The organism is Clostridium sp. MCC328 (genome assembly GCF_018785465.1).
Lineage (GTDB): Bacteria > Bacillota > Clostridia > Lachnospirales > Lachnospiraceae > Pilosibacter > Pilosibacter fragilis.
Window position 1 is genome coordinate 38048 of record NZ_WQPW01000121.1, and the last position, 23689, is coordinate 61736.

Below are 23689 nucleotides of genomic sequence, written 5' to 3' on the forward strand. Positions count from 1 at the left end.
TCCCATTTTATCTTCTAAAAGCTTTTTCTGTCTTTTCAGCTAAAGTATATCGGAATTACTTTTTGTTATGGTCATCATTGCGGATTTGGCAGCTTTTTGTTCGGATTTGGTCACCCCCCGTTTCGTTGACTCTTCCTGCCTTCTTTGCTACACTATAGATGTAATCGCAGATAATGACCACGCCTGTTTCATGCGTCCGGAACAGGCGTTTTACAAGCTTTTATATATACTGGTAACTATTCAGAAAATAAACCGGGAGGGGGAGCAAGCCTTGCAGATTGCTTTATGTGATGATGAAATAACGAACCATGAAACGGTCAGGGAGCTTATCAGACAATATAAACAGCTACATTCTGACCGGACTCTTTCCTTATCTTCTTTTGCATCAGGAAAAGAGCTTATCAACCATGTAGATGAACATGGTTGCTTTGACCTCTATATCCTGGACTGTATTATGCCGGAAATGAATGGTATTGAGCTTGGTGCTGCCCTGAGAACGCGTGATGATACGGGATTCCTGATCTACCTCACCACCTCCCCCGACTTTGCGCTTGATTCTTACCGGGTAGATGCCTTTGATTATCTGTTAAAGCCTGTCGAGAGCGAACTATTTTTCCAAAGCCTTGACAAGGCTTACCGCTCTTTTTCACAGATCATGCAAAAGACCGTTGCCATAAAGACCACGGACAGTATCCGTATGATCCCCATCGCCGACATACGGTATGCAGAGCGCATAGATAAACATATCGATTATCATCTGACAGATAATACTGTGATACACAGCACCAGCTTCAACTGTTCTTTCCAAAATGCTGTGTCTGAGCTGCTTTCGCACAAACGAATGCTTCTGGTAGGTTCCTCCTTTGTCGTCAATTTATTCCATGTCACAGAGGTTACAAGATCAGATCTGCTGCTGACCGGGGAGCTTCGTGTTCCGGTTCCCCGCCGTATGTACGAAACAGTCAAGAAGGAGTGGGCGGACTTTTGGCTGAATGGAGGCAGATACTATGCTTTTTGAGGAAAATATTATTTTTTTGATCTTAAAAGTTATGATCACCTTCACAGGTACCTTAGGCATGATGGGCTCCACCACGAAGTTCCGCTATGTGAAGGAGAAGCCCATAAGTATCATCATTTTTGCTTCCTACTTCATTTATGTCATAATTTCATCCTATGCGATCATCTGTTTTTTCAGCTACCAGCATTTGCTGCGGGTATTTCTCCTGACAATATCCTGTCCCGCCATCCTTCTGCTGCATAATATGTCTGACGAGCCATTTCCACGGCTTGTATTCATCCGTGCAACACACATACTTGTTTCTTTATATATCGCAGGCACCATCACACTCATAAATACTGCGCTGCACGGAACGGAGCTCTCAGATATCCTGATGCGTCTGCTCGCCTATCTGCTTGTCATCCTGTTTGATTTTCATTTCATCCGCCGCATCTATCTGGATTTTATCACAGAGATCAGGAAAGGCTGGGGAATCCTTTCCCTGATTCCCTGTGCTCTGATCCTCCTTGCCGTAGCACTTGCTTTTTATCCGGAGCATTATACTAAACGTCCCACAAGTGTCGTAATGATCTATCTGCTCGGTGCCGTCATCGTCATTCTTTACACTGCGATCGGCGTATTTCTTTCTATGCAGTATCACAGGCAGGAAATAGATCAGAACAGAAAAATTCTTGAGCTGCAGGTACAAAATATACAAAGAGAGGCTGCCGACATGGAAAAGCTTGCAACGCAGACAAAAATCATCCGGCACGACACCCGGCACATACTTTCCACAATCGCATCTCTTGCTGAGAGCGGAGATATGCAGGCGATCCTTGACTTTACCGACAACGCCTACCAGAAGCCTGATATGCCTGAAGCCTTCCATTACTGCACAGATGCCCTTTTGAATGCAACACTTTATTCTTATTTTAAATCCGCAGAGGAATCCGGTATCCTGCTTCAAATCTCCGTCACTATCCCAGATATTCTTCCGGTTGACTCTGCCGGACTTGCCATCTGCTTTGCCAATGTGCTTGGAAATGCCATCGAATGCTGTGAAAAGCTGCCAAAGGAGAAACGAAAAATTATTTTTAAATGCATTGGGAAACCTAAGCTGATGTTTGAGATTGAGAATCCTCAGCCGGACAGGATAACCTTTGACAGAAATGGTCTTCCACATTTACCGGAGGGCGGTATGGAAGCCCATATCCGTTCTATCGTGGCATTCTGCAAAAAATATGATGCCTTTTACACCTTTACGACTGAAAACGGCTGGTTTAAGATTATGGTCACATTATGATAATGTTCAAAATGGAGGAATACTATGATTTTTGATGATAATACGGCTTACCAGATCTACCGTATCTTTGTCGCTATATTTGGCACGCTCGGCATGGTAGTTGCCACATCTCCGATGAGAAAAAACTATAAAAGGAATCTGCTTTTTTTAGGCGGATATGCCATTTATGCAATTGTGTTCACCTTTTTTTTCATGCATTTTTGGGGATTTCTGTCTTTTCTCAGAAGCGTTATCCTTACTATTTCTCTGCCGGGTGTGATCATGATCTATATGACTGCAGACACCACCGTCTCAAGGCATGTCTTCAAATGCCTGTCTCAGCTCCTGCTCTCACTCTACCTTCTGATCAGTGTAACACTGCTCAACACACTGTTTAAAGGCACGCTGCTGTCAAATGCAATACTTCTTCTGTCTGCCTATCTTGCTGCGATTGTCTTGGAATTTTTTGTTCTGAGAAGAGCTTTTCCGGATATAACCGGGATGAACACCCGGGGCTTTGGAATTCTCGCATTGATCCCTATCGCCTTTTTCCTCTTTGTGATGACGCTTGCACTCTATCCGGTCCATTACACACAAAACCCGGCTTTTCCACTTCTGTTCTACCTCTCAGGTGCTGTCATCGCCATCATTTATTATGCTGTTTTCCAATATCTGCGGACACAGTATCAGTATCAGATGGATGAACAGAACCGTGAGATTCTGGAAATCCAGATACAGGGCATTAAAAAACATGTTGATGATACGAAACGGAACGCCAAAGAAGTAACGCTCATCTGGCAGGATACTCACAAGATGCTGTCCGGTATCGCGGCTCTTGCTAAAGAAGGAAATTCTAAGGCCATCCTTGATCTTATATCCGAATCAACTGAGCTGAACCGGATTAGCACTCCCACTCACTACTGCAGTGATCCCATATTAAATGCTACTCTCACTGCTTATCTTGAGCGGGCCCGGAATTTTGGCATTACCATAGAGCACCATCTTGCGATTCCGGAAAGCCTCCCTATTGATTCCGCCGAGCTTTCCATCTGTTTTGCCAATGCCCTGGAAAATGCCACCAAAGCATGTACAGAGCTTCCTGAAAATGAGAGAAAAATTATTATCCGCTGTATCTGCAGGCCTGCCTTTATGTTTGAGATTGCAAACCCCTATAAAGGACAGATCACCTTTGGAAGAAACGGACTCCCAACCTCAACCAGAACAGGTCACGGAACTGGTACACGCTCCATCATGGCTTTCTGTGAAAAGCATAATGCCTTTTATAATTTTTCCACAGAAGGCGGCTGGTTTAAGCTCGTGATTGCTCTGTAAGCTGAAGTTTTACTTCGCAAAAGGAGCCTGCCCACTCCTGAACAAGCTTCACTAGACTCACCTTCGGTTTGCCAAGTGAACTTGTATGGTTCGCACTAAGCTCGAAATAACCTCGCTAAGTGCTCTACTCAAATCATGTCCTTCCGCAGCCTGTCAGCAAGCTCCGGCTGCTCATCCACATTGATCTTACCCACTTTGATATCAGACCGTTCCTCTGCAATCTCCTCTATGATCGGAACTACCATACGGCAGGGTCCGCACCAGGGCGCCCAGAAATCCAGCAGGACGGGTTTATCGGAATTCATTACTTCTTTCTGAAAATTATTGGTACTGATATTGATCGCAGACATGTTACATTCCTCCTTTGTCTTTTGTTTTGATGACTCTATGATAGCCTGAAATCCATTTATATTCGGTGATGACATCACCATTCTTACATTGTCTTAACTTCTTGCCATGCCATCCACACTCAGTATCACGCCGGTGATATAGCTTGCTTCATCGGAAGCAAGAAATACAAATGCATTGGCAATATCTTCCGGCTGTCCCAGACGACGAAGCGGGATTCTTTCAATCATGGGTTCAATGACCTCCCTTGGCACAGCCTTCATCATATCCGTTTCGGTGATACCGGGAGCAACTGCATTCACACGAATACCTTTAGGTCCCAGCTCTCTTGCCAAAGATATCGTGAAGCCGTTTACTGCAAATTTTGATGCCGGATAGGCAAATCCGCTTGGCTGTCCGGAAATACTGACCATGGAGGAAGTGGAAAGAATGACACCCTCACCTCTTGCCACCATGCATTCTGCTGCTGCACGGGTAGCCGTAAAAACTCCTTTTACATTCAGATCCATGACCTTATCATATGTCTCCTCTGTATACTCCATAAACGGGGTGCTTTCCGAAATCCCCGCATTATTTACCAGAATATCCACGCATCCGTATTTTCCGGTTACTTCTTTAAAAGCCTTTCTGACAGATTCAAGACTGGCCAGATCGGGACTGATTCCATCGACGATGGCATCCGGATATTTTTCTTTCAGCTTTGTCACTGCACGATCTGCTGATCCCTGCGTACTTGCTGTTACAATAACGGCAGCTCCTTCCTTCAAAAATTTATCAGCGGTAGCATAGCCAATGCCCCGGCTTCCTCCTGTAATGATCGCAACTTTATCCTTTAATCTCATTCAAAATACCTCCTTGCTTTGTTTGGTTATACCTTTGTTTATGATCTTATTGTAAGCAAACACTTCGCCATTTTCTGTGATATAATCACGCAGCTGAATATCCCTTCCCTGTCAGGAAATAGATCCATGACTGTTCTGTACCCACAGTTACATGCAAAATCCCCTGCAGCAAATAAAAACAGAGTATACTCTGTTTTTTATTATCTGTCCCTATTGACACGAGCCTCTCGGGCGCATGACGCATCAGCAAAACGGCCCCCAGTCCAAGGGACGTTTGCCACAGGCAAGGCAGCCTATCATACGCCCTCCTCATGTCAATAGAGAAATCACTACTCCGTATTCTGTCCTAAATGTCTACACCTTAAGCAACTTCTTTCTATTACAGAAATAATAATATGGCTATATGGTATCTTCCTTATGATTGTTACAATAGTTTATTGGTTTTTGTAGACAAATAGACATGGTGGTATTGTATGTTACGACCACCTTGGTGAAAAGTATTACAGTATCACATCCATGTGTGAGCATTGGGGAACCGCTCGTAAAGTATATGAATATCGAATATCACACGGATGGTCTCAGGAGAAATCTTTGACCACACCGCCTAGATGTCAAATAAAGCCTGCCAGGGATTAACTAACCTTGGCAGGCTTTTTTCTTTGTTGTATTTTTTTGACTCCATCTATGCTTTTTATCTTTGTCTCCGAACCAGTTTCCCTGTCGGAAACATATCTCCATTTTCCGCTGCACTGTTGACAGACCCGGTCTGAAAACACTATTTTGCTCCCGGCTTAATCGTCTAAGTCTTCCTCGCTTACGATCTCATCGTACTCTGCTGTATCAAGGAACTCGTCGAAAGCGTCCGCAACGATCTCGTACTCCTCATCGCTCTCGATATTCTGGATATCCGGGTTGCCCTCTGCATCCTCTGTGTAGCGGTATAAGTAGACCTCTCCGTCCTCAGCCTCATTGCCATCTAACGGGAGAAGCGCAATATATTCCTTATCTGCCGCCTCGAAGATCGTAAGAACCACGCACTCTAAATCTGTTCCATCATCCAGTGTCAGAGTGACAGTCATCTCCTCATCGTTTGCTGCGTCCTGATTCATATTTTTGTCCTTTGCCATAACCTCAACATTCCTCTCATTTCCGGCCGTGTGCCGTTAATTGACAGCCGTTTTATCTGCGGCCGCTGTTTTTTATAGAATACCAGTAAACATCCATAAAATCAATAGAAAGAATTACCTAAATCCAGTTACAGTACACGGGCACTCCATGCCCACGCACAGTAACATCAGTATTCTATTCCGCGTCGTGCCATGATTCCCTTGTCAAACGGATGCTTTCTCTTGCAGATCTCCGACACATAGTCCGCCGCCCCAAGTAGCGACTCCGACGGGTTCCGCCCCGTAAGGACGATTTCCAGTCCATCCGGCTCGCCCTTTTTCGGCCGGTTTTCCAGAAAATCCAGGATGTCCTTTTCCAGTACCATCCCGTAGTTCACCGCCGCCATGATCTCGTCAAAGACCACGAGATCCGCAGTTTTCGCCAGCTCTGCCGCCTCCAAAAACAGATTTCTGTTATAATCCGCGCACTCTTTTTTCGTCTCCTCATCCATAGACCGGACAAAGCCAAAGTTCTTCCGGCACGGGATCAGTGTCACCTCCGGAAGTCTCTTTAAGATCTCCACTTCCCCGGAGTTATCTGTCTTTAAAAACCGCGCGATCACGACACGCCTGCCGCTGCCCGCTGCCCGGACCGCAAGCCCTATCGCCGCGCTGGTCTTTCCTTTTCCGTCACCACAGTAAATATGGACAAGTCCCATTTGTCTCCTCCATTCTTCATGCATTCACAGCAGAAAAGAACTGTTCTCTGCTATGGTGCCTTTCCGGCGGCCTAAGCCGCAATGGCTCTGGCTCCTCTCTGAATCCTCTACAAACCTGTTTCCCCGATAAACCGCGAAACATCCGTCTTCCTGTGGTACCGCTCCCGCACCGCCGCCACATGGAGCCGGTCCTTTGCGCGGGTCAGGGCCACATAAAACAGCCGCCGCTCCTCCTCGATATCCGCCGGGAGTCCCGCCTTATGGTGCGGAACGATCCCCTCATTCACATCCACCACGAACACCACCGGATATTCCAGCCCCTTCGCGCTGTGCATCGTGGACAGTGTCACCCGGTCTTTCGCTTCCCTGGTCTCCTCGAGATTCTGCTTTTTCAACTCTTCCTCGTACCGCACCGCATGTTCCTTCCAAGCCTCGAAGGTCTCAAACTCTGCCGCACTCTCCGCCAGCTTGTCCGCTGTCTCGAAAAGTTCCTCCGGTTTCATTCTCCGGAACTCCGCGTAGGACCTGAGATAATCGTCATACCCGATGACCTTTCGGATATAGTTCACCGCTGCCACAGGCTTGAGCCTCGACATCGCCCTGAGATCCGCCTCCAGGTCGCATATCCGGTCCTCCATCCAGTCCCTGTCCTGATAAAAGGACTTTAACCGGTCGAAGGACACCGTCGGCGTATCAAAGGCGTCCCTGCTGAAATACCGGTTCGGACGGTTCATGATCCGGTAGAAATCCGACCGTTTCCTGCTGCCCGCCGCGATCTCCATGTAGGCAAAGAGGTCCTTCGCGATCCAGTGGCTATAGAGGTTTGGGATCACATCCCGGAGCTGAAAGGGAATATTGTATCCCATGAGCCGCTCCGCCATCAGTCCGGAGTTCGCCCCGGTGCGGAACAGCACCGCGATCTCGTTCCACGCGTACCCGGCGTCATGGTACGCCCGGATACTCTGGGCCACCGTGTCCATCTCATGTCCCGGATTGTCAAAGACCCTGAAATCCACCGGCCGCCCGGATCCCCGGAATGGCTCCAGCTTCTTCTCAAAGCGGACTTTGTTGTGACGGATAAGCCGCAGGGACGTCTCCACGATCTCCTTTGTGGACCGGTAGTTTGTTCCAAGAAGGACCCGTTCTGTCCCCGGAAAGTCCTTCTCAAATCCCAGCATGATCTCCGGCTTCGCCCCGCGGAACCGATAGATGGACTGGTCATCATCCCCGACGATAAAGAGATTGTTTTCCGGCAGTGCTAACATCCGCACCACCTGATACTGTAAAAGATTGATGTCCTGGAATTCGTCCACAAGAATATACTTGAATTTTTTCTGCCAGGCAGCCAGGATGTCCTTCCGTTCCGTGAACAGTTCATGGCACATGACGAGCATATCGTCGAAATCGATCTTTCCAGTCTGCTTCAGCATCTCATCGTACCCGTCATAGAGCTTCTTGAACCACTCTTCCGGGCAGTTCTGGGAATAGTAATATTTTAAGTTCAGGCGCTCGCCCTTCACGTAGCTGATCTCGTTGATGATGGAGGAGATAAACTCCGCCTCGTCCTCCACCTCCATCCCGGACTCATCGAGAAACTTTTTAAAATACTGCCGCTTTTCCTCCCCGCTGATCACATTTCCGGCGGGAAAGCGGTACGCCCACTTTAAGATGTGGTAAAAGACGGAATGGAAGGTTCCGAAACTCACACGGCTGCCCGCGGCTTCCAAAGAATTTCCGGCTCCCTGCGCGCGCTGCCTGGCCTCGGCTGCACTCTGTTGGCTTTTTTCCGGCCTGTGCAGACTCCATCCGTTTTTCGGCAGGTGATCATCTTTCTTCCCCGCCTTTCTCCGCTTTTCATCTTCCTCCCGCGCCAGTCTGAGAAACCGCTCCTTCATCTCCGCGGCCGCCGCTTTCGTGAACGTAATGACAAGAATGCCGGAGGGGTCAACGCCCGCCTCCAGCAGTCTCTTGATTCTGTGTGTAATTACTGTTGTCTTTCCGGACCCCGGACCCGCTAAGACCATCATCGGTCCATCCCGGTGCTCCAAGGCCGTCATCTGTGCTTTATTAAAATCCATATTTATCCATTCCGGTCAGGTTTCTTTCTGTTTCTGTCCGGTCCGCCGCATGATCGTATTGCGGTTTTGCGACTGTTCAGTCCACCGCTACGCGATTTGCAAATTACTCAGCAGCCTCCAACAATTCAATTCCCTTCCTGATACGTGCCAGGGACTCCTCTTTTCCGATGATCTCCATGATCTCGGTAGCGCCTGCCGGTGTCATCTGTTTTCCAGATACTGCTGTGCGGATCGGCCACATAACGAAACCAGTCTTTACGCCCTTATCGGCAACATATTTGGATAGGGTCTCAAACAGATCGTCGTTGCTGTAGACCTCCTGTGCCTCAAGGATCGGAAGAACCTCCTTTAATGTCTCTAAGGAGTTCTCCTTTGTTGTCTTCATCTTCTTATGAACATACATGTCCGCGCTGTACTCCGGCATCTCCTCGAAGAAGTCGACCTGATCCGCGATATCGCACAGTGTCTCGATTCTCGTCTTCACCATTCCGGCAATCTTCTTTAAGTCTAACGGTTTCTTGATCGCAGCCTCAAGGTACGGCTTTGCAAGCTCGAAGAACTTCTCATCGTCCATCTTCTTGATGTACTCGCCGTTCATCCAGCGAAGCTTTGTCATATCGAAGACCGCCGGGGACTTGCTCATATTGTGGTAGTCGAACGCTTTTACAAGCTCCTCAAGAGTAAAGAACTCCTGGTTGTCTGTCGGGGACCATCCTAAAAGGGCAACGAAGTTTACGATCGCCTCTGTTAAGAAGCCCTGCTCAAGAAGATCCTCGAAGGAGGAATGTCCGCTTCTCTTGCTTAATTTCTTGTGCTCCTCGTTTGTGATGGTTGGGCAGTGTACATATACCGGAACTTTCCAGCCGAATGCGTCGTATAGACGGTTGTACTTCGGTGAGGAAGAAAGGTACTCGTTTCCGCGGACAACGTGTGTGATCTTCATCAGATGGTCATCCACAACGTTTGCGAAGTTGTAGGTTGGGTATCCGTCGGATTTGATAAGGACCATATCGTCGAGCTCTGCGTTGTCTACCGTGATATCTCCGTAGATCTCATCGTGGAATGTTGTAGTTCCCTCTTTCGGGTTGTTCTGGCGGATAACGAACGGCTTTCCTGCCTTTAAGTTTGCCTCTACCTCTTCTTTGGTAAGATGCAGGCAGTGCTTATCGTAAACCATGATCTCCTCACCGTTTACGGTCTTCTTTAATGAATTTAAGCGCTCCTGGGTACAGAAGCAGTAATATGCCTCACCTTTTTCTACAAGCTTTTTCGCGTACTCCATGTAGATTCCGGCTTTCTGGCGCTCACTCTGGACATACGGACCATAGCCGCCGTCCTTATCCGGACCCTCGTCATGGATCAGTCCGGTCTTTGCCAGTGTGCGGTAGATGATTCCCTCAGCACCCTCAACGTGGCGCTCCTGGTCTGTATCCTCAATACGGAGAATGAAATCTCCGCCTTCATGCTTTGCGATCAGGTATGTGTAAAGAGCTGTTCTTAAATTACCTACATGCATCCGGCCGGTCGGGCTCGGCGCAAATCTTGTTCTGATTTTTTCCATAATCCATATCTCCTGTTGATATATATTTATCCGCGGATAGTTCCGCAGACAGACATTCTTTTTATACCGTCATATCTAATAAATGACAAGCCAGATTAAAGTACACCATCAGACTCACCGCATCCACGATCGTCGTGATCATCGGTGACGCCATGATCGCCGGGTCAAGCTTTAAGACCTTTGCCCCGATCGGCAGTGTGCATCCGATCGTCTTCGCAACGATGACCGTACAGAACAGGCTGATCACGACAGTCACGCAGATCATCGTGTTGCCCGGATACTGGATCATCAGACGGATAAAGTTTACCACCGCCAGGACAAAGCCAACGATCACGCCAACCCGTACTTCCTTCCACACGACCTTCAGGATATCCGAAGGCTCCACATCGCCGATGGCCATACCACGGATGATCATGGTGCTGCTCTGGCTTCCGGAGTTCCCGCCGGTATCCATAAGCATCGGGATAAAGCTTACAAGAAGCGGGATCGCCGCAAAGGCATTCTCATATTTTACGAGGATTCCGCCGGTGATCGTACTGGAAAGCATTAAGATCAGAAGCCACGGGATCCTGTTTTTCGCCAGCGTGAAGACACCGGTCTTTAAATAGGGCTTTTCACTCGGCAGCATCGCCGCCATCTTCTCGAAGTCCTCGGTGGCCTCCTCTTCCATGACTTCCATGACATCGTCAACGGTGATGATCCCCACAAGGCGGTCCTCACTGTCAACTACCGGCATGGAGAGCAGACCGTACTTGTTCATCGTGTCCGCCACCTGCTCCTGGTCATCGGTCGTCTGGGCTTTGATGACGTGGGTGTCCATAATATCGCCCACCTGACGTTCATAAGGCTGAAGGAGAAGATCCTTCACCGTAACAACTCCGTCCAGCATCCGTTTTTCGTCCATCACATAGCAGGTGTAGATCGTCTCGGAATCCACCGCGTGGTGACGGATATAGGCAAAACACTGTTCCACCGTCATAGTCTTCTTTAATCCGACGTACTCAGCCGTCATGATACTTCCGGCTGTGTTTTCCGGATAGTTTAAGAACTGGTTGATCAGTTTTCTCGTCTCCGGCTTCGTGTTCTGAAGGACACGGCGGACCACCGTTGCCGGAAGTTCCTCCACCAGGTCTACGGCATCATCCACATAAAGCTCTTCCACGATCTCGGAAAGCTCTTTATCGGTGATGCTGTTGATAATGTGACTCTGCTTGTCCACCGGAAGCTCGGCAAACACTTCGGTCGCCAGCGCCTTCGGCAGCATCCGGAACACGATGACCGTACGCTCGGAATCCAGTTCTTCGATGAACGACGCGATATCCACCTCGTTCAGTTCCACAAGCTCTTCCTTTAACAGGCGGTACTTTTTCTCCTTCGCCAGTTCCAGAAGATGCTCCATGTCAAATGTCTCATTTCCATCATTCGGCATTTTCTTTTCCCCCATAATCAGTTGTTTTCACTCAGCATTTTGCTGATCTTTTCACGCGATTATGGAAGCAAAGACACCTGCAGCCGCCGCATTTCCCCTGCGCCGGTCCACAAGCTCCTGTACAGTTAAATTCGGCAATACACATAACAGATCGTCCCTGTCATGCCTATTGCCACCGGTTCAGGGTGTACGTCTGCTTCCATCGTATGACTTCGACCTTCCATTATGTGTTCACTTCCTTTCTCTGTGCTTTCCATTATAAGAAAATTTTACCCAATTGGCAACCGGTTACGCAATTTTTCGTGAAGAAGATGAAAAATCCACTACCACCACTGTATTGTACGGAATTTTCAGTTCAGAAAATTCCTACCCGTGAACAATGACAAAAAGCCGCCAGGATATGGGCTGGCAGCGTTCATGAACACAGTGTTATTAGTTTGTTACTATTACGTTACTAGTTGTGCGTATTTTACAGCGTTTTATGGAACGAAAACCCCAGGAAACATAAGGTTTCCTGGGGTTATAATACTGCGTGGATTAAGCTCTGGAAAGGTACTCACCAGTACGTGTATCGATCTTAACGCGGTCACCCTGGTTAACGAATAACGGAACGTTGATCTGAGCGCCTGTCTCAAGAGTAGCCGGCTTTGTTGCGCCTGTAGCTGTATCGCCCTTGAAGCCCGGCTCTGTATCTGTGATCTCGAGCTCTACGAATAACGGAGCCTCAACAGAGAATACCTTGCCGTTGTAGGAGCAGACTTTAACTGTCTCGTTCTCTTTAACGAACTTTAATGCATCACCAACAACGTCAGAGGATAATGCGATCTGCTCGTATGTGTTAACATCCATGAAGTTGTAAAGGTCACCATCTGCATACAGATACTGCATATCTACGCGGTCGATTCTTGCTGCCGGGAATTTCTCGGTCGGACGGAATGTTCTCTCAACTACACCGCCGTTGATAACGTTTTTTAATTTTGTTCTAACGAAAGCAGCACCCTTACCCGGTTTTACGTGCTGGAACTCTAAGATCTGAACAACCTGTCCATCGATTTCAAGTGTAACGCCATTTCTGAAATCACCTGCTGATACCATAAATGATAATCCTCCTTAAAACTGTTTCCAATTATTTCATTTCAAATTTCACGCTTATCGCTGATTCTATCCTATTCTATACTATTCTCCAACGGTTTTCAACTATTTTTTGCAAAAATCCCCGGCTGTCCGCCCCGTTTTTTTCAATCGTTTCCTGTAAAACATGAGAACTACCGCCTCGAGATACCGTTTCAGGACAATCTGGATCTCTTCTTTTGGATTGATGGGCTTTACAAGGATCGAATAGAGGCCTGTCCTGTTTGCGCCCCAGACGTCCGTAAACAGCTGGTCGCCGACAAAAAAAGTGGTATCACGGTCCGTTTTCATCCGCTCCATAGCCCGCTCGTAGCCTTTTCTCGACGGTTTCCCACCCTTAAAAATATAGGGACTTCCCACCTTGTCCGCAAAAGGTGATACACGCGGCTCCTTATTATTGGAAAGGATGCAGGTGGAAAAGCCGATGGCGCGGAGCCGCTCAAAGAGCTCGATCGCCTGCTTGTCCGCCGGTGCCCCGTGGGGAACCAGGGTATTGTCCACATCGAAGATGATTCCCCGGTATCCTCTCTCATAAAGTTTCTCGTACGGGATCTCGTATGCGCTGTCCACATAGTTCCCCGGATAGAATGTTTCAAACATAATATTACCCTTAATTCAGCACTTCAGCCATACCTGCTCCTGTTTTTATCCGGGTGAACAACGTCATTCATTGACCCTTTTGCAGACCGGTACACAGCCAAACCGCCTCTTTTGCTGTTATTTATTATTTAAGAACTTAGCCAATTCATCCATAAACGCGTTCACATCCTTAAATTCCCTGTAGACAGACGCAAAACGGACGTATGCAACCTCGTCCACCATCTTGAGTTTTTTCATGACAAGCTCGCCGATGGTCACGGACGGGATCTCACGCTCTTCCATGCTGAAGATCTGCTTCTCGATCTCGTCAATCATCTTCGTGATCTGGTCCGAGGAGACCGGACGCTTATGACATGACAAAAGGATTCCGTTTTCGATCTTCGCACGATTGTACGGTTCTCTGGAATCATCTTTCTTGATGATCATAAGCGGCAGTGTCTCTAATTTCTCATATGTCGTAAAGCGCTTTCCGCACTCCTCGCACTGACGTCGGCGTCTGATCGAGCTGTTATCATCAGCCGGACGCGAATCGATGACCTTTGTATCCTGGGCACCACAAAACGGACATTTCATGGGACTTCCTCCTTTGCTGCCGACCGTACTATTTTTCCGCTCACGGCCGCATTTTTATACCATATCTTATCACACTATCCTCTGGTTCCGCAAGTCTTTTGCTCTTTATCCGTAATTCCGATCTCCTGGCTTTTTCCTTACACGCCTTGAATAACTGTCTGTATAAAGCTCTCCCTCGCCTCCTGCTGAGCCTCCAGCTTTCTGATCTTCTCCGTACTCTTCGCTGGCACCCAGGCCTTGTTGGCGTTGTAATAAAAATTGATCTGTTTCCAATACTTTTCCGGATATAAAAACAGGTAATAAAGCACCTGCCGCTCCACTTCCGAGACCGGCAGCACCCGTTCGTAGGACTCCATGACCTGCCGCCCCAGCCGCTCATTCCAGTCATGCTTCTCCATAATCTTCCTGAGGAAATAATACAGGTCCTCCATCTGGACACCCAGGTGCATCTGGTTGAACTCCGTCACCGCCGTGTATCCGTTTCCGATCAGGATATGGTGGTAATCCGGCTCCCCATGGCAGACCGCGTACCCATCTGCGATCTCTTTTCCGTGAATCTCATACAGCTTTTCCATGCCCCGCTCTGCTTCCACGGCCTGGGCTGCGAAAATTTCAAAATTTCCGATCACTCGGAGCTCAAATTCATTTTTCTTCCGCTTTCCGCGGATAAATGTCCTCGCCTTCTTTAACTCCCGGTTGTGGCGGCGCATGGCCTCAAAGAGCGGCAGTGAGATCATGGATCTCATATTCCACGTTTCCTGCCGTTTGATCATGCGGAACTGCCGATGCAGAAGCGCCAATGCCCGCACCGCCGACAATACCTCTCTTTCATCCTTCAGGTCACATTCCCGGTCCGCGAACCATTCCTTCACGATATATCTGGTCCCATCCTCCGCCGTCGACAACAGCTCCCCCTCAGAATTTCTCACATATTGGTCCGCCTTCAGAGTCTCCATTCCATCTAAAGACTGCAAAACCGCCTCCTCAAACTCCAGGCGGTTCACACTTCCACGATATTCCTTTAAAAGCCGCAGTCCCAGATCCGTCTCAAGGATCCAGGATCCTCGTCCTCTCCGCAGCACATCCACCCGAAATCCGTACGTCTTCTCCGCCTCTTCCTTCCAGTCGATCACGATTCTATCCCCCCATATCCTGCTCTGACCTTTTCCATCGACAACAATTCCGGCCCTCATCCTGCTGCCGGAATTTCCTTCTGCACAAGATATGAAATGAAAGGGGGGATTATTCCCCTGTTTCCAGAATACTGCCTGTACATTTTTCCTGCTTTCTGGCTGTCCGCCGTTAAATAAAAAAAGTGCGCCTTGGCACATTTTCGCGCCTCGCGCGGCCGCTTGCAACAACCTACATTTTCGCGCGAGTGCGCATCATCGACACGTTAGTGCCTTTTTTGTAATAGGGAATTCCTTGGAATTTCCTATTACAAAAAGACACCTGCAAAATTCTCTGCAGATGTCCCTACTGACATTTTTATTTCTCTTTAAATTGATTGATTTTCTCTAATAATATATCTTTTTTGTTTAATTCTGGTTTTTCAAGCACCAGATTCAAAAGGTACATGAGCCCGTCGCCGATCTGTTTTCCTTTTTCCAGACCTTTTGCGAGAAGATCGCCTCCGTTGACCGCCAGCTGCTTCAGGCTCACACAGTCTCCTGCCTCTTTGATCTCCTCAAAAAGCCGCAGGATCCCCGGAACTGTCTCATCGCCGTCCAGCTTCTTTAGCTGCATGGCTCCGAGGAACTGGTACTCCGTCACCCGGCTTAAAAGTCTCCGGATCTCGACCTTATCGACCGCAAGCGGTGCCTGGAATGCCATGATCATGTTCTTTACGTTTCCAATAGTATCATTGTCAAGCTTTAATCCGCGAAGGATCTTCACCGCCTGCTCCGCTGTCATATGGCGCAGGAAACCTGCCCAGCGATGGGATTTGTCAGCCGGAAGCGCGGCGAGACCGATCCAGCATTCTTTCAATGCATCTCTGGAAGCCCCGTCCACCAAACAGCCAGATGTCCCCGGAGTTTCGTTTTCCCCTGCATTATGCGAATTTTCTCTCTCCAGCTCCCTCTCAAACACCTCCGGGAACCCGGATGTCACATAGTCTGCAATTCCCGTCGCGTCCACCATCCAGATCTTCTCCGGATGATCCGACAGCAGAAGCTTCGTGAGTTCCACCTGGATCCGCTCCTTGCTCACATGGACGAGGTTCGGCGCGATCTCAGCAATGGCCTTGTACGTCTCATCCTCGATCACGAAGTCCAGCTGTGCCGCAAACCGCACTGCCCTGAGAATCCGCAGCGCGTCCTCCGTAAACCGGTCCTTCGCACAGCCGACGCACCGGATCACCCGGCGCTTCAGGTCTTCCATGCCCTCAAACTCATCCACGATCCCCGTCTCATGGCTGTATGCCATGGCATTGATCGTAAAGTCCCGGCGCTTTAGATCTTCCCTGAGATCCGGCGTAAACTCAACCGTCTCCGGATGTCTTCCGTCCAGATATTCCCCGTCGATCCGGTATGTGGTGACCTCATAGCCGCTTCCATGCTTAATGATCGTCACCGTTCCATGCTTAAGGCCTGTATCCACGGTTTTCCCGAAGATCTCCTTCACCTGCTCCGGCTTTGCGGAGGTTGTAATGTCCCAGTCCCCCGGAATTCTCCCGAGGACTGCGTCCCGGACACAGCCTCCGACGATAAATGCCTCGTATCCATGGCTTCGTATATTGTCAATGATCCATTCCGCCTCATAGGGCATCTCAATTCTCACCGGTCCGGTTTCCTCCTTATAAATTAGTAATCATTTCCCCAGATTCTTAAGAACTGGGATCAGCCGTTTCGCCAAAACTGCCGCCAGAACACATAAAATAAAATCCTCACCGACCGTCAGAAGAAAGCAGTTGACAAACACGACCTTCCATCCGACGCTTACGCCAAGGACAAAATTGCTGCACACATAAAAATAGATCATCCCGCAGCCATAGTCTGCGAGAAGTCCCCAGAATGCAGAAAATAAAAGCCAGGAAAAAGATGTACTTTTCCTGATCTCATATACACGTCCCGTCACATAGGCCGCCGCCGCAAATCCGATCAAAAAGCCGAATGTAGGCTTTAAAAGATACGCCGGACCACCGCCCGTGGCAAAGACCGGGATCCCACACAATCCGATCACCAGATATGTCAGCACGCTGGCAAATGCCCTTTTTGATCCAAGCAAAAGGGCCGCAAGCAGCACAAAGAAAAACTGCAGCGTAAAGTGCATGGGCACTGGCTGCACCGGGATCGTGATCTTAAGAAAAGCTCCGACGCCAATGAGGGCTGTAAACAGCCCTCCGAGCGTCAGATCCCTGATGTTCCATTGCTTCATTAATATGCTTTGCCCCAGTAAACCATCTTGGTTGCCGGTTTGCCGCAGCATACGCAGGTCTCAGCAAGCTTCTCCTGCTTGAACGGCATACATCTGGAGGTCACGCCAACCTGCTCCTTTAACTTATCCTCACATTCCTGGCAGCCGCACCACATTGCGCGGATGAAGCCCGGCTTATTGTCAGCGATATCCTTCATCTCTTCCATGTTGTGTGCGTCGTAGGTGTGGGCGTCACGGTGTGCTTTCGCGCGCTCGTACATGTCGTGCTGGATGGTCTTTAAGAGCTCATCCACCTTCTCTGCGATCTCGCTTAAAGCGACAGTGATCTTCTCATGGGTATCACGGCGTACTAATACAGCCTGACCTGCCTCGATATCCTTCGGTCCTAACTCTACACGGACCGGGATTCCTCTCATCTCGGACTCGGAGAACTTCCAGCCCGGGCTCTTATCGGAATCATCAACTTTTACGCGGAAGTTGGAGAGAACCTCTTCAACCTCCCTTGCCTTCTCAAGGACGCCCTCCTGCTGCTGGCGGATCGGAACGATCACAACCTGAGTCGGAGCTACGTTCGGCGGAAGTACAAGACCCTCGTTGTCACCGTGTACCATGATGATGGCACCGATCATACGGGTCGTCATACCCCAGGAGGTCTGGTGAACATATTTTAACTGATTGTCCTTATCGGAATACTGGATGCCGAAAGCCTTTGCGAAACCATCGCCGAAGTTGTGGCTGGTTCCGGACTGGAGTGCCTTTCCGTCATGCATTAAGGACTCGATGGTATAGGTTGCCTCAGCACCTGCGAATTTTTCTTTATCTGTCTTCTGTCCGCGAACGACCGGGATCGCAAGGAAATCCTCGCAGAAATCTGCATAGAGGTTTAACATCTGGATCGTTCTCTCCTGAGCTTCCTCTGCTGTCGCATGTGCGGTGTGGCCCTCCTGCCATAAGAACTCTCTGGAGCGGAGGAACGGTCTTGTCGTCTTCTCCCATCTTACTACGGAACACCACTGGTTGTATACCTTCGGAAGGTCACGGTAGGAGTGGATGTCTTTCTGGTAGAAATCACAGAACAGAGTCTCGGATGTCGGGCGGACGCAGAGACGCTCCTGAAGCGGCTCAAGACCTCCCTGTGTTACCCATGCAACTTCCGGTGCAAAACCTTCTACATGGTCTTTCTCTTTATCAAGTAAGCTCTCCGGGATGAATAACGGCATGTAAACATTCTTTACGCCTGCTTTTTTGAAGCGCTTGTCCAGTTCATGCTGGATGTTCTCCCAGATCGCGTATCCGTCCGGTTTGATGACCATGCAGCCCTTTACGCTTGCATAATCACATAATTCTGCTTTTTTTACAACGTCTGTGTACCACTGCGCGAAATCGTCTTCCATAGAAGTGATGGATTCCACAAGTTTCTTCTCTCTTGCCATTGCTTTTCTCCTTTATATGAATTCTTGGATTGCATACATCTAAAATTTCTGAGGATGCAGGACGCCTGTTCCGTTCCGGGACACTCCCCGTGGAAACGAAAAAGAATGTGCCTTGGCACATTAGTACCTTTTTATGTAACAGGAAATTCCAAGGAATTCCCTGTTACATAAAAAAGGCTGTCGTCCACAAAAGGGACCGACAGCCGGCGTTACCACCCAAATTAGCTCCCGCACTTTACGGGAACTCTCCTCTGATATCCGTTAACGCCGGATCTACGCTGTACTTAGCAATGTAGTCATTCACTGCGGCAATCTGTTTTCACTGCCGTTTTCCACATCTCTCGCACAAAGCTCCGAGGCCGGTTCAACAACGCGCACATGGAAGCTCTCACCGTCTGCTTCCTCTCTGGGATGCCGCCATTCATCTACTTTCCCTCTTCAATGCCTGTCTGATATGCATATATGATGGATTTTAATGGATTTTTCCATGTTTGTCAAGACTCCGGGACGGATTTTGCAGGCCGGCATCACCATCCCGGAGTCTCACACTTTCTGTGTCCATTCTGAACACACGATCTTTAAAATATCAGCTTGATCAACAGCCATCCCGCCGCGATGCATAACAGCACCAATGCAAATGCCGTGGAAATTCCGAATACGATTGCTCCGACAGCGATGGATAAGATAAATCCAAACAAGCTCAGCACCGCGCCGAGAAGTTTTCCACATACGCCAAGCACAAGACCAACGCACTTAAAGATCACGACAAGAAATACGATCGCAAATAAAATTGACATGATTTCGCCTCCAGTCAAACAAAATCTCGAGGATTTCTTCGGCTTATTATATTCCCACTGTCAACATTTGTAAATATAAATCAGCTCCCAATCGCTAAATACCTGATCTGGTGTTACAGTTCATGCTTACATGAACTGTAACCGATTTTGCCGATGCTTCGCATTCCAAATCGGCAAAATCCGCTGCCATAACTGTATTGTACGGGATTTTCAGTTCAGAAAATCCCTATCCATACACGGTAATGAGCCGCCCAGTTCCGTCCTTCTGGTAAACACGGTGGGAGATCGAGATAACAGTACGTCCTTCCGACGCGCTCTTTAATGCCCGGAGCACCATCTCCTCCGTCTCCGCGTCAAGGTTCGCCGTGATCTCATCGAGAAGCAGGATCCCAGGTTTTCCGGCAACGGCTCTCGCGATGGATAAGAGCTGCCACTGACCCTGGGAGAATATCTCCGGTTTACATAATGTGTCATAGCCATCATCCAGGCTCACGATCGTCCCATGGAGTCCCACGAGCTTCGCGGCCGCCTGCACCGCCTCGTCCCCGATCGCCGGGTCAAACAGTGTGATCTGGTCGCGGACCGTGCCCGGAACCATATGAAAGGACTGTTCCACATAGCCGAACTTCTTTCTTTTCTCCTTGTCAGAGAGCCGATATGCCGCCTCGCCCTCAATCAGAGCCTCACCGGAATTCGGGCGATAGAGTCCCAAAAGCAGCTTAAAGATCGTACTCTTTCCGGCGCCGGTACGTCCCGTCAGCGTTACCTGCTCGCCCGGATAGATTGCGAAATTCATGTCATTTAAAACGATGTGGTCGTCGTAGCCGAAGGTGACATCCTTAAACTCCACGCATGGTTCTGTGTTCTCGAAAATTCCGCTATCATTTACCTTGACTGCATCTAAATCTATACTTGCCGCACTGGTGTCCCCGGAACTATTCTCCGCTCTCCCCTGCGTATTCTCTAATTCCTGTACAGCGCCATTCTTTCCAACTGTATGTCTGGAATCCACAAATGCTCTCTCTTCTACCATCTCCCTCTCCGGCTTCGCCAGAAACTCGTTGATCCGGTAAACACCCGCAACCGCCGACTGGATCGTCTGGATCTCCATGCCGAGGTTCTCGATCGGCGAGAATACCTGGGAAATATAGTTGATGACTGCGACAGATTTTCCCACGGACATGCCGAACAATGCCAGGATCTTCGCGTTTCCGGATGCCGCAAGCAGCATGATGATCGCCACCGCCACCGCATTCAGGAACAGGATCAACGGCGAGTAAACAGCGTCGTAAAAGTTCGTCTTCTCGACCGCCGAATAGCTCTCCCCGATATAGTCATCATACCTTTTCTCCATATACGTCTCTTTTCCAAGTGTATGGATCGTTCTGATACACCAGATTGTCTCCGGAACATGATTTGTGACACGGCTCATTGCCGCGCGGTTCTCTAACTGCGCCGTCAGCATCTGCTTCTGGACGATTCTCGTGAACGCAAAGATCACCGGAATCAATACAACAAGAAGCAGCGCAAGTCCCCGGTTCTGGAACCAGATCACCGCAAAGATACTGATGACTCTGCAGGCATCCGCGAACATGCTGATGATTCCGGAGGTAAACAATGCCTCCACGGTATCTACATCGCCCACAAACCTGGATACCACAGCACCCGGCTCTTCCTTATTTAATGTGTCAGCGCTCAGCCGGACAAGCTTCTTCGAAAGCTCGCTTCGGAACGCATGGGTCATCTTCTGTCCAAACACAGTCAGGAAACTTTCTCTCAAGGACTCCAGCGCCCCCGACAAAAAGATCAGCAGAAAATACTCCGCTGCCATGGAAAATCCCGGGAAATTTCCGCCGGCGATCCGGTCAATGATCTTTCCGAGAACGAGAGGCGGAAGCAGGGAAATGACAACGGCACCCGTCACCGTCAGAATGATTCCGATGGAAAGCCATTTTTCCCGCACGACGGTATTTCCGATAATCGATGCCGCGCTGATACGTCTATTTGCAGTCATGATTTCCATCTCCTCTCCCCAGAATTTTCACGCGGTCTCCCTGATGGATTCCCGCGATTTCCGCTTCTTTTCGTTGTCTATTCAATATCCTCATATTTCTGTGCGCCGTCAGGATGATCTTTTTTCTCACTTGACAGAATATTTTCATCTTTCTCCGAAACCTGCGCCCTGTAAAGCTCCGCGTACTGCGGATTTTCCGCCATCAACCTCTCATGGCTGCTGCATGTTCCCATCTTCTGGTCCATCCAGATCACCTGGTCGAACTCCGGGAACAGGTATAGTCTGTGGGAGATCAGGAACACGATCCTGTCTTTCGAGAGCTCCTTCACATGCTCAAATACCTGTTTTTCTGTATTTCTGTCGAGCGCCGAGAACGGATCATCCAGAACCAGCACCGGCTTTCCATGGCAGAGTGTTCTCGCCAACGCAAGACGCGCCGCCTGCCCTCCCGAGAGACGGACGCCACTGTTTCCCACAACGGTCTTCTCCTTCTCCTCCATCTCCCGGACCTCTTCGTCGAAGCATACAGCCCTAAGCCATGTCCAGACGTTGTCATCATCCCCCAAGAGCACGTTGTTTTCCACGCTGTCTCCCAGAAGCTCCGGATCATGTCCAAGATACCCGATGATCCGGCTCCGCTCATTTTCCGTGTAGGAAGAAAGCTCCCTGCCGCCGTAAGTCAGATGACCCTCATACGGATATTCGCAGAGAAAACTCTTTCCCAGTGTAGATTTTCCGCACGCCACCGGACCCGTGATGCCAACGATCTGACCTGGTTTCGCAGTGAAGGAAATCTCCTTAAAGATCGGGTCACTGCCCGGATAGGCGAAAGTGAGATGATCAGCTACGGCTACGTTTTCTTTGACGCTGTTTTTTTCTGACTGCTGCCCGGATTTTTGCACCGCACTGCCTCCCGGTCCATTCTTCACATCCTTGTCGGAGCTTTCAGCATTGTAGTTTTCATTCTGCGCCGCGATCTCATCTTTCTCCACAGCCTCAGACGCCCGCTCCATGTACGGATGGATCCTCTTCCAGGAAACCTGCGCCTTGTGGACCGCATTGAAGAGCTTCGCCGCCTTCGAGGACTTATCGGAGAGCTTCGCGTAACATGCCAGGAATGTGGTAAATGCCGCCACATCCCATGACGTCCAGCCCATTCCGAGGATATTTTCTGAACCGAAATACAGGATCATCACAGTTCCCGCCATGGCGATCACCTTGTAGACCGGCGGCAGAGCCGCGTTCCAGATATTCGCCTTCACAGCTGCTTGTTCATACTCTTTTAAGTGGACCTCGTAGTTCTCCCCGCGCTCCTTCTCACATCCGAAAACACGGTATGTAATGGCGTTGGTGATCCGATCCAGGGTCACCGCGTTGAGCTTTCCGGTCTGCTTCTTGTAAGCTGCTCCCGTTGTCTGGACAATCCGTTTCATCTTCTCTGCTATAATATAGGAAAAAGGAGGAAAGATCATGGAACAGAGCGCCAGTCTCCAGTCGTAATAGAGCAGCATGCACACATATCCGAAAAGTGCCACACCTGTATCAAAGATCTCCGTGGTAAACTTTCTCATACCTTCCACGCAGTCATCCACGTCGGAGATCGCCTTCGTGATGACATTTCCGGCGCCCTCTTTTTCCAGCTCCACACGGGATTTATGTATCAGTGTCCGGTACAGGATCCGCTTCATCCGCCGGTTTACATTGTTGGCGAACCGGCGCACATAGAACCGCTTGATATATCTCGCCAGCTGCACCGTTCCGATCACGATCACATAGGCGGGCGCCAGCCGGAGCATCGCCGGAAAACGCTCCGTCCCTGTCAGGATCTGCATCAGGCAGCCCGCCATCTTTCCCTCAAACCATGGCCCCGCCATGAGGCCCAGGTTATAGATCAATCCCGACACCGTGATCAACGCCAGAACCTTCCATTCTGCCCGGAAATACATCATGATCTTATCTGGGCGAAAATTTTTCTTTTCCATTTCTGTTCTTTCCTGAAGTCTTATAAACTTTTCCGAGTTACCGATTTCTCTCTGAAGCAGCTTCTTCTGGAGTGTCTGTTTTTATTT

At 49.2% G+C, this 23689-nt stretch carries 19 protein-coding genes, 1 pseudogene and 1 other annotated feature; of the genes and pseudogenes, 3 read left to right on the forward strand and 17 right to left on the reverse strand.

Annotated features, from left to right (window positions below; all coding sequences use genetic code 11):
- Window positions 1–67: 67 nt before the first annotated feature.
- Genes GPK83_RS14895 through GPK83_RS14905 form a run of 3 tightly spaced genes read left to right on the forward strand, consistent with a single transcriptional unit; the run spans window position 68 to window position 3611 of the window.
- Entirely contained in the window at window positions 68–1018 is a 951-nt protein-coding gene (locus tag GPK83_RS14895) for a LytTR family DNA-binding domain-containing protein (RefSeq protein ID WP_215705151.1), read from the forward strand.
- Window positions 1008–2300 (forward strand): GHKL domain-containing protein, encoded by a 1293-nt coding sequence (locus GPK83_RS14900; protein ID WP_215705152.1) that lies wholly within the window; start codon window positions 1008–1010, stop codon window positions 2298–2300. Before GPK83_RS14895 ends, GPK83_RS14900 begins: the two co-directional genes overlap by 11 nt.
- Window positions 2301–2324: 24 nt before the next feature.
- Complete coding sequence (locus tag GPK83_RS14905) at window positions 2325–3611, forward strand: ATP-binding protein (protein WP_215705153.1); 1287 nt, start codon at window positions 2325–2327, stop codon at window positions 3609–3611.
- A 149-nt stretch (window positions 3612–3760) separates the two neighbouring features.
- On the opposite strand, the pseudogene GPK83_RS14910 reads toward GPK83_RS14905, so the two are convergent.
- The 17 genes and pseudogenes from GPK83_RS14910 to GPK83_RS14990 form a co-directional block, all read right to left on the reverse strand.
- Window positions 3761–4042 (reverse strand): annotated as a pseudogene (locus GPK83_RS14910) (thioredoxin domain-containing protein); the annotation flags it as partial.
- Window positions 4043–4054: 12 nt separating this feature from the next.
- On the reverse strand, window positions 4055–4801 hold the full coding sequence (locus GPK83_RS14915; RefSeq protein WP_215705154.1) for a 3-oxoacyl-ACP reductase family protein: 747 nt from the start codon (window positions 4799–4801) through the stop codon (window positions 4055–4057).
- 791 nt (window positions 4802–5592) lie between these two features.
- Window positions 5593–5928, reverse strand: coding sequence for a DUF1292 domain-containing protein (locus GPK83_RS14920; RefSeq protein ID WP_144364385.1), 336 nt, complete (start codon window positions 5926–5928; stop codon window positions 5593–5595).
- Window positions 5929–6095: 167 nt separating this feature from the next.
- Window positions 6096–6626 carry a cob(I)yrinic acid a,c-diamide adenosyltransferase gene (locus GPK83_RS14925; RefSeq protein ID WP_117552837.1) on the reverse strand — a complete coding sequence of 177 codons (531 nt, stop codon included), beginning with the start codon at window positions 6624–6626 and terminating at the stop codon, window positions 6096–6098.
- A gap of 107 nt (window positions 6627–6733) precedes the next feature.
- Window positions 6734–8704, reverse strand: coding sequence for an ATP-dependent helicase (locus GPK83_RS14930; protein ID WP_215705155.1), 1971 nt, complete (start codon window positions 8702–8704; stop codon window positions 6734–6736).
- Window positions 8705–8807: 103 nt separating this feature from the next.
- Window positions 8808–10265, reverse strand: a complete 1458-nt coding sequence (gene gltX / locus GPK83_RS14935; protein WP_215705156.1) for a glutamate--tRNA ligase — start codon at window positions 10263–10265, stop codon at window positions 8808–8810.
- A 61-nt stretch (window positions 10266–10326) separates the two neighbouring features.
- The gene (gene mgtE, locus GPK83_RS14940; protein ID WP_345941831.1) at window positions 10327–11664 is read right to left on the reverse strand and encodes a magnesium transporter; all 1338 of its coding nucleotides are present in this window, start codon (window positions 11662–11664) and stop codon (window positions 10327–10329) included.
- A gap of 567 nt (window positions 11665–12231) precedes the next feature.
- Window positions 12232–12789: an elongation factor P gene (efp, locus tag GPK83_RS14945; protein ID WP_118599501.1), complete on the reverse strand. Its 558-nt coding sequence runs from the start codon at window positions 12787–12789 to the stop codon at window positions 12232–12234.
- A gap of 102 nt (window positions 12790–12891) precedes the next feature.
- A complete protein-coding gene (locus GPK83_RS14950; protein ID WP_215705157.1) occupies window positions 12892–13425 on the reverse strand; it encodes a YqeG family HAD IIIA-type phosphatase in 534 nt (177 codons plus the stop codon).
- Between the two features lie 117 nt (window positions 13426–13542).
- Complete coding sequence (nrdR, locus tag GPK83_RS14955; RefSeq protein WP_117470946.1) at window positions 13543–13998, reverse strand: transcriptional regulator NrdR; 456 nt, start codon at window positions 13996–13998, stop codon at window positions 13543–13545.
- A gap of 137 nt (window positions 13999–14135) precedes the next feature.
- The gene (locus GPK83_RS14960; protein ID WP_252196387.1) at window positions 14136–15191 is read right to left on the reverse strand and encodes a spore coat protein CotS; all 1056 of its coding nucleotides are present in this window, start codon (window positions 15189–15191) and stop codon (window positions 14136–14138) included.
- Window positions 15192–15486: 295 nt separating this feature from the next.
- Window positions 15487–16779 carry a polynucleotide adenylyltransferase gene (locus tag GPK83_RS14965; protein WP_215705158.1) on the reverse strand — a complete coding sequence of 431 codons (1293 nt, stop codon included), beginning with the start codon at window positions 16777–16779 and terminating at the stop codon, window positions 15487–15489.
- A gap of 30 nt (window positions 16780–16809) precedes the next feature.
- Window positions 16810–17376 (reverse strand): biotin transporter BioY, encoded by a 567-nt coding sequence (locus GPK83_RS14970; RefSeq protein WP_021905906.1) that lies wholly within the window; start codon window positions 17374–17376, stop codon window positions 16810–16812.
- On the reverse strand, window positions 17376–18809 hold the full coding sequence (gene proS / locus GPK83_RS14975; RefSeq protein WP_015555070.1) for a proline--tRNA ligase: 1434 nt from the start codon (window positions 18807–18809) through the stop codon (window positions 17376–17378). The genes GPK83_RS14970 and proS overlap by 1 nt, the downstream gene beginning before the upstream one ends.
- A 188-nt stretch (window positions 18810–18997) precedes the next feature.
- Window positions 18998–19260, reverse strand: a binding site (T-box leader).
- 127 nt (window positions 19261–19387) lie between these two features.
- Window positions 19388–19606, reverse strand: coding sequence for a hypothetical protein (locus GPK83_RS14980; RefSeq protein ID WP_117505215.1), 219 nt, complete (start codon window positions 19604–19606; stop codon window positions 19388–19390).
- A gap of 226 nt (window positions 19607–19832) precedes the next feature.
- A complete protein-coding gene (locus GPK83_RS14985) occupies window positions 19833–21620 on the reverse strand; it encodes an ABC transporter ATP-binding protein (RefSeq protein WP_215705159.1) in 1788 nt (595 codons plus the stop codon).
- A 77-nt stretch (window positions 21621–21697) separates the two neighbouring features.
- Entirely contained in the window at window positions 21698–23602 is a 1905-nt protein-coding gene (locus GPK83_RS14990) for an ABC transporter ATP-binding protein (RefSeq protein ID WP_215705160.1), read from the reverse strand.
- Window positions 23603–23689: the final 87 nt, after the last annotated feature.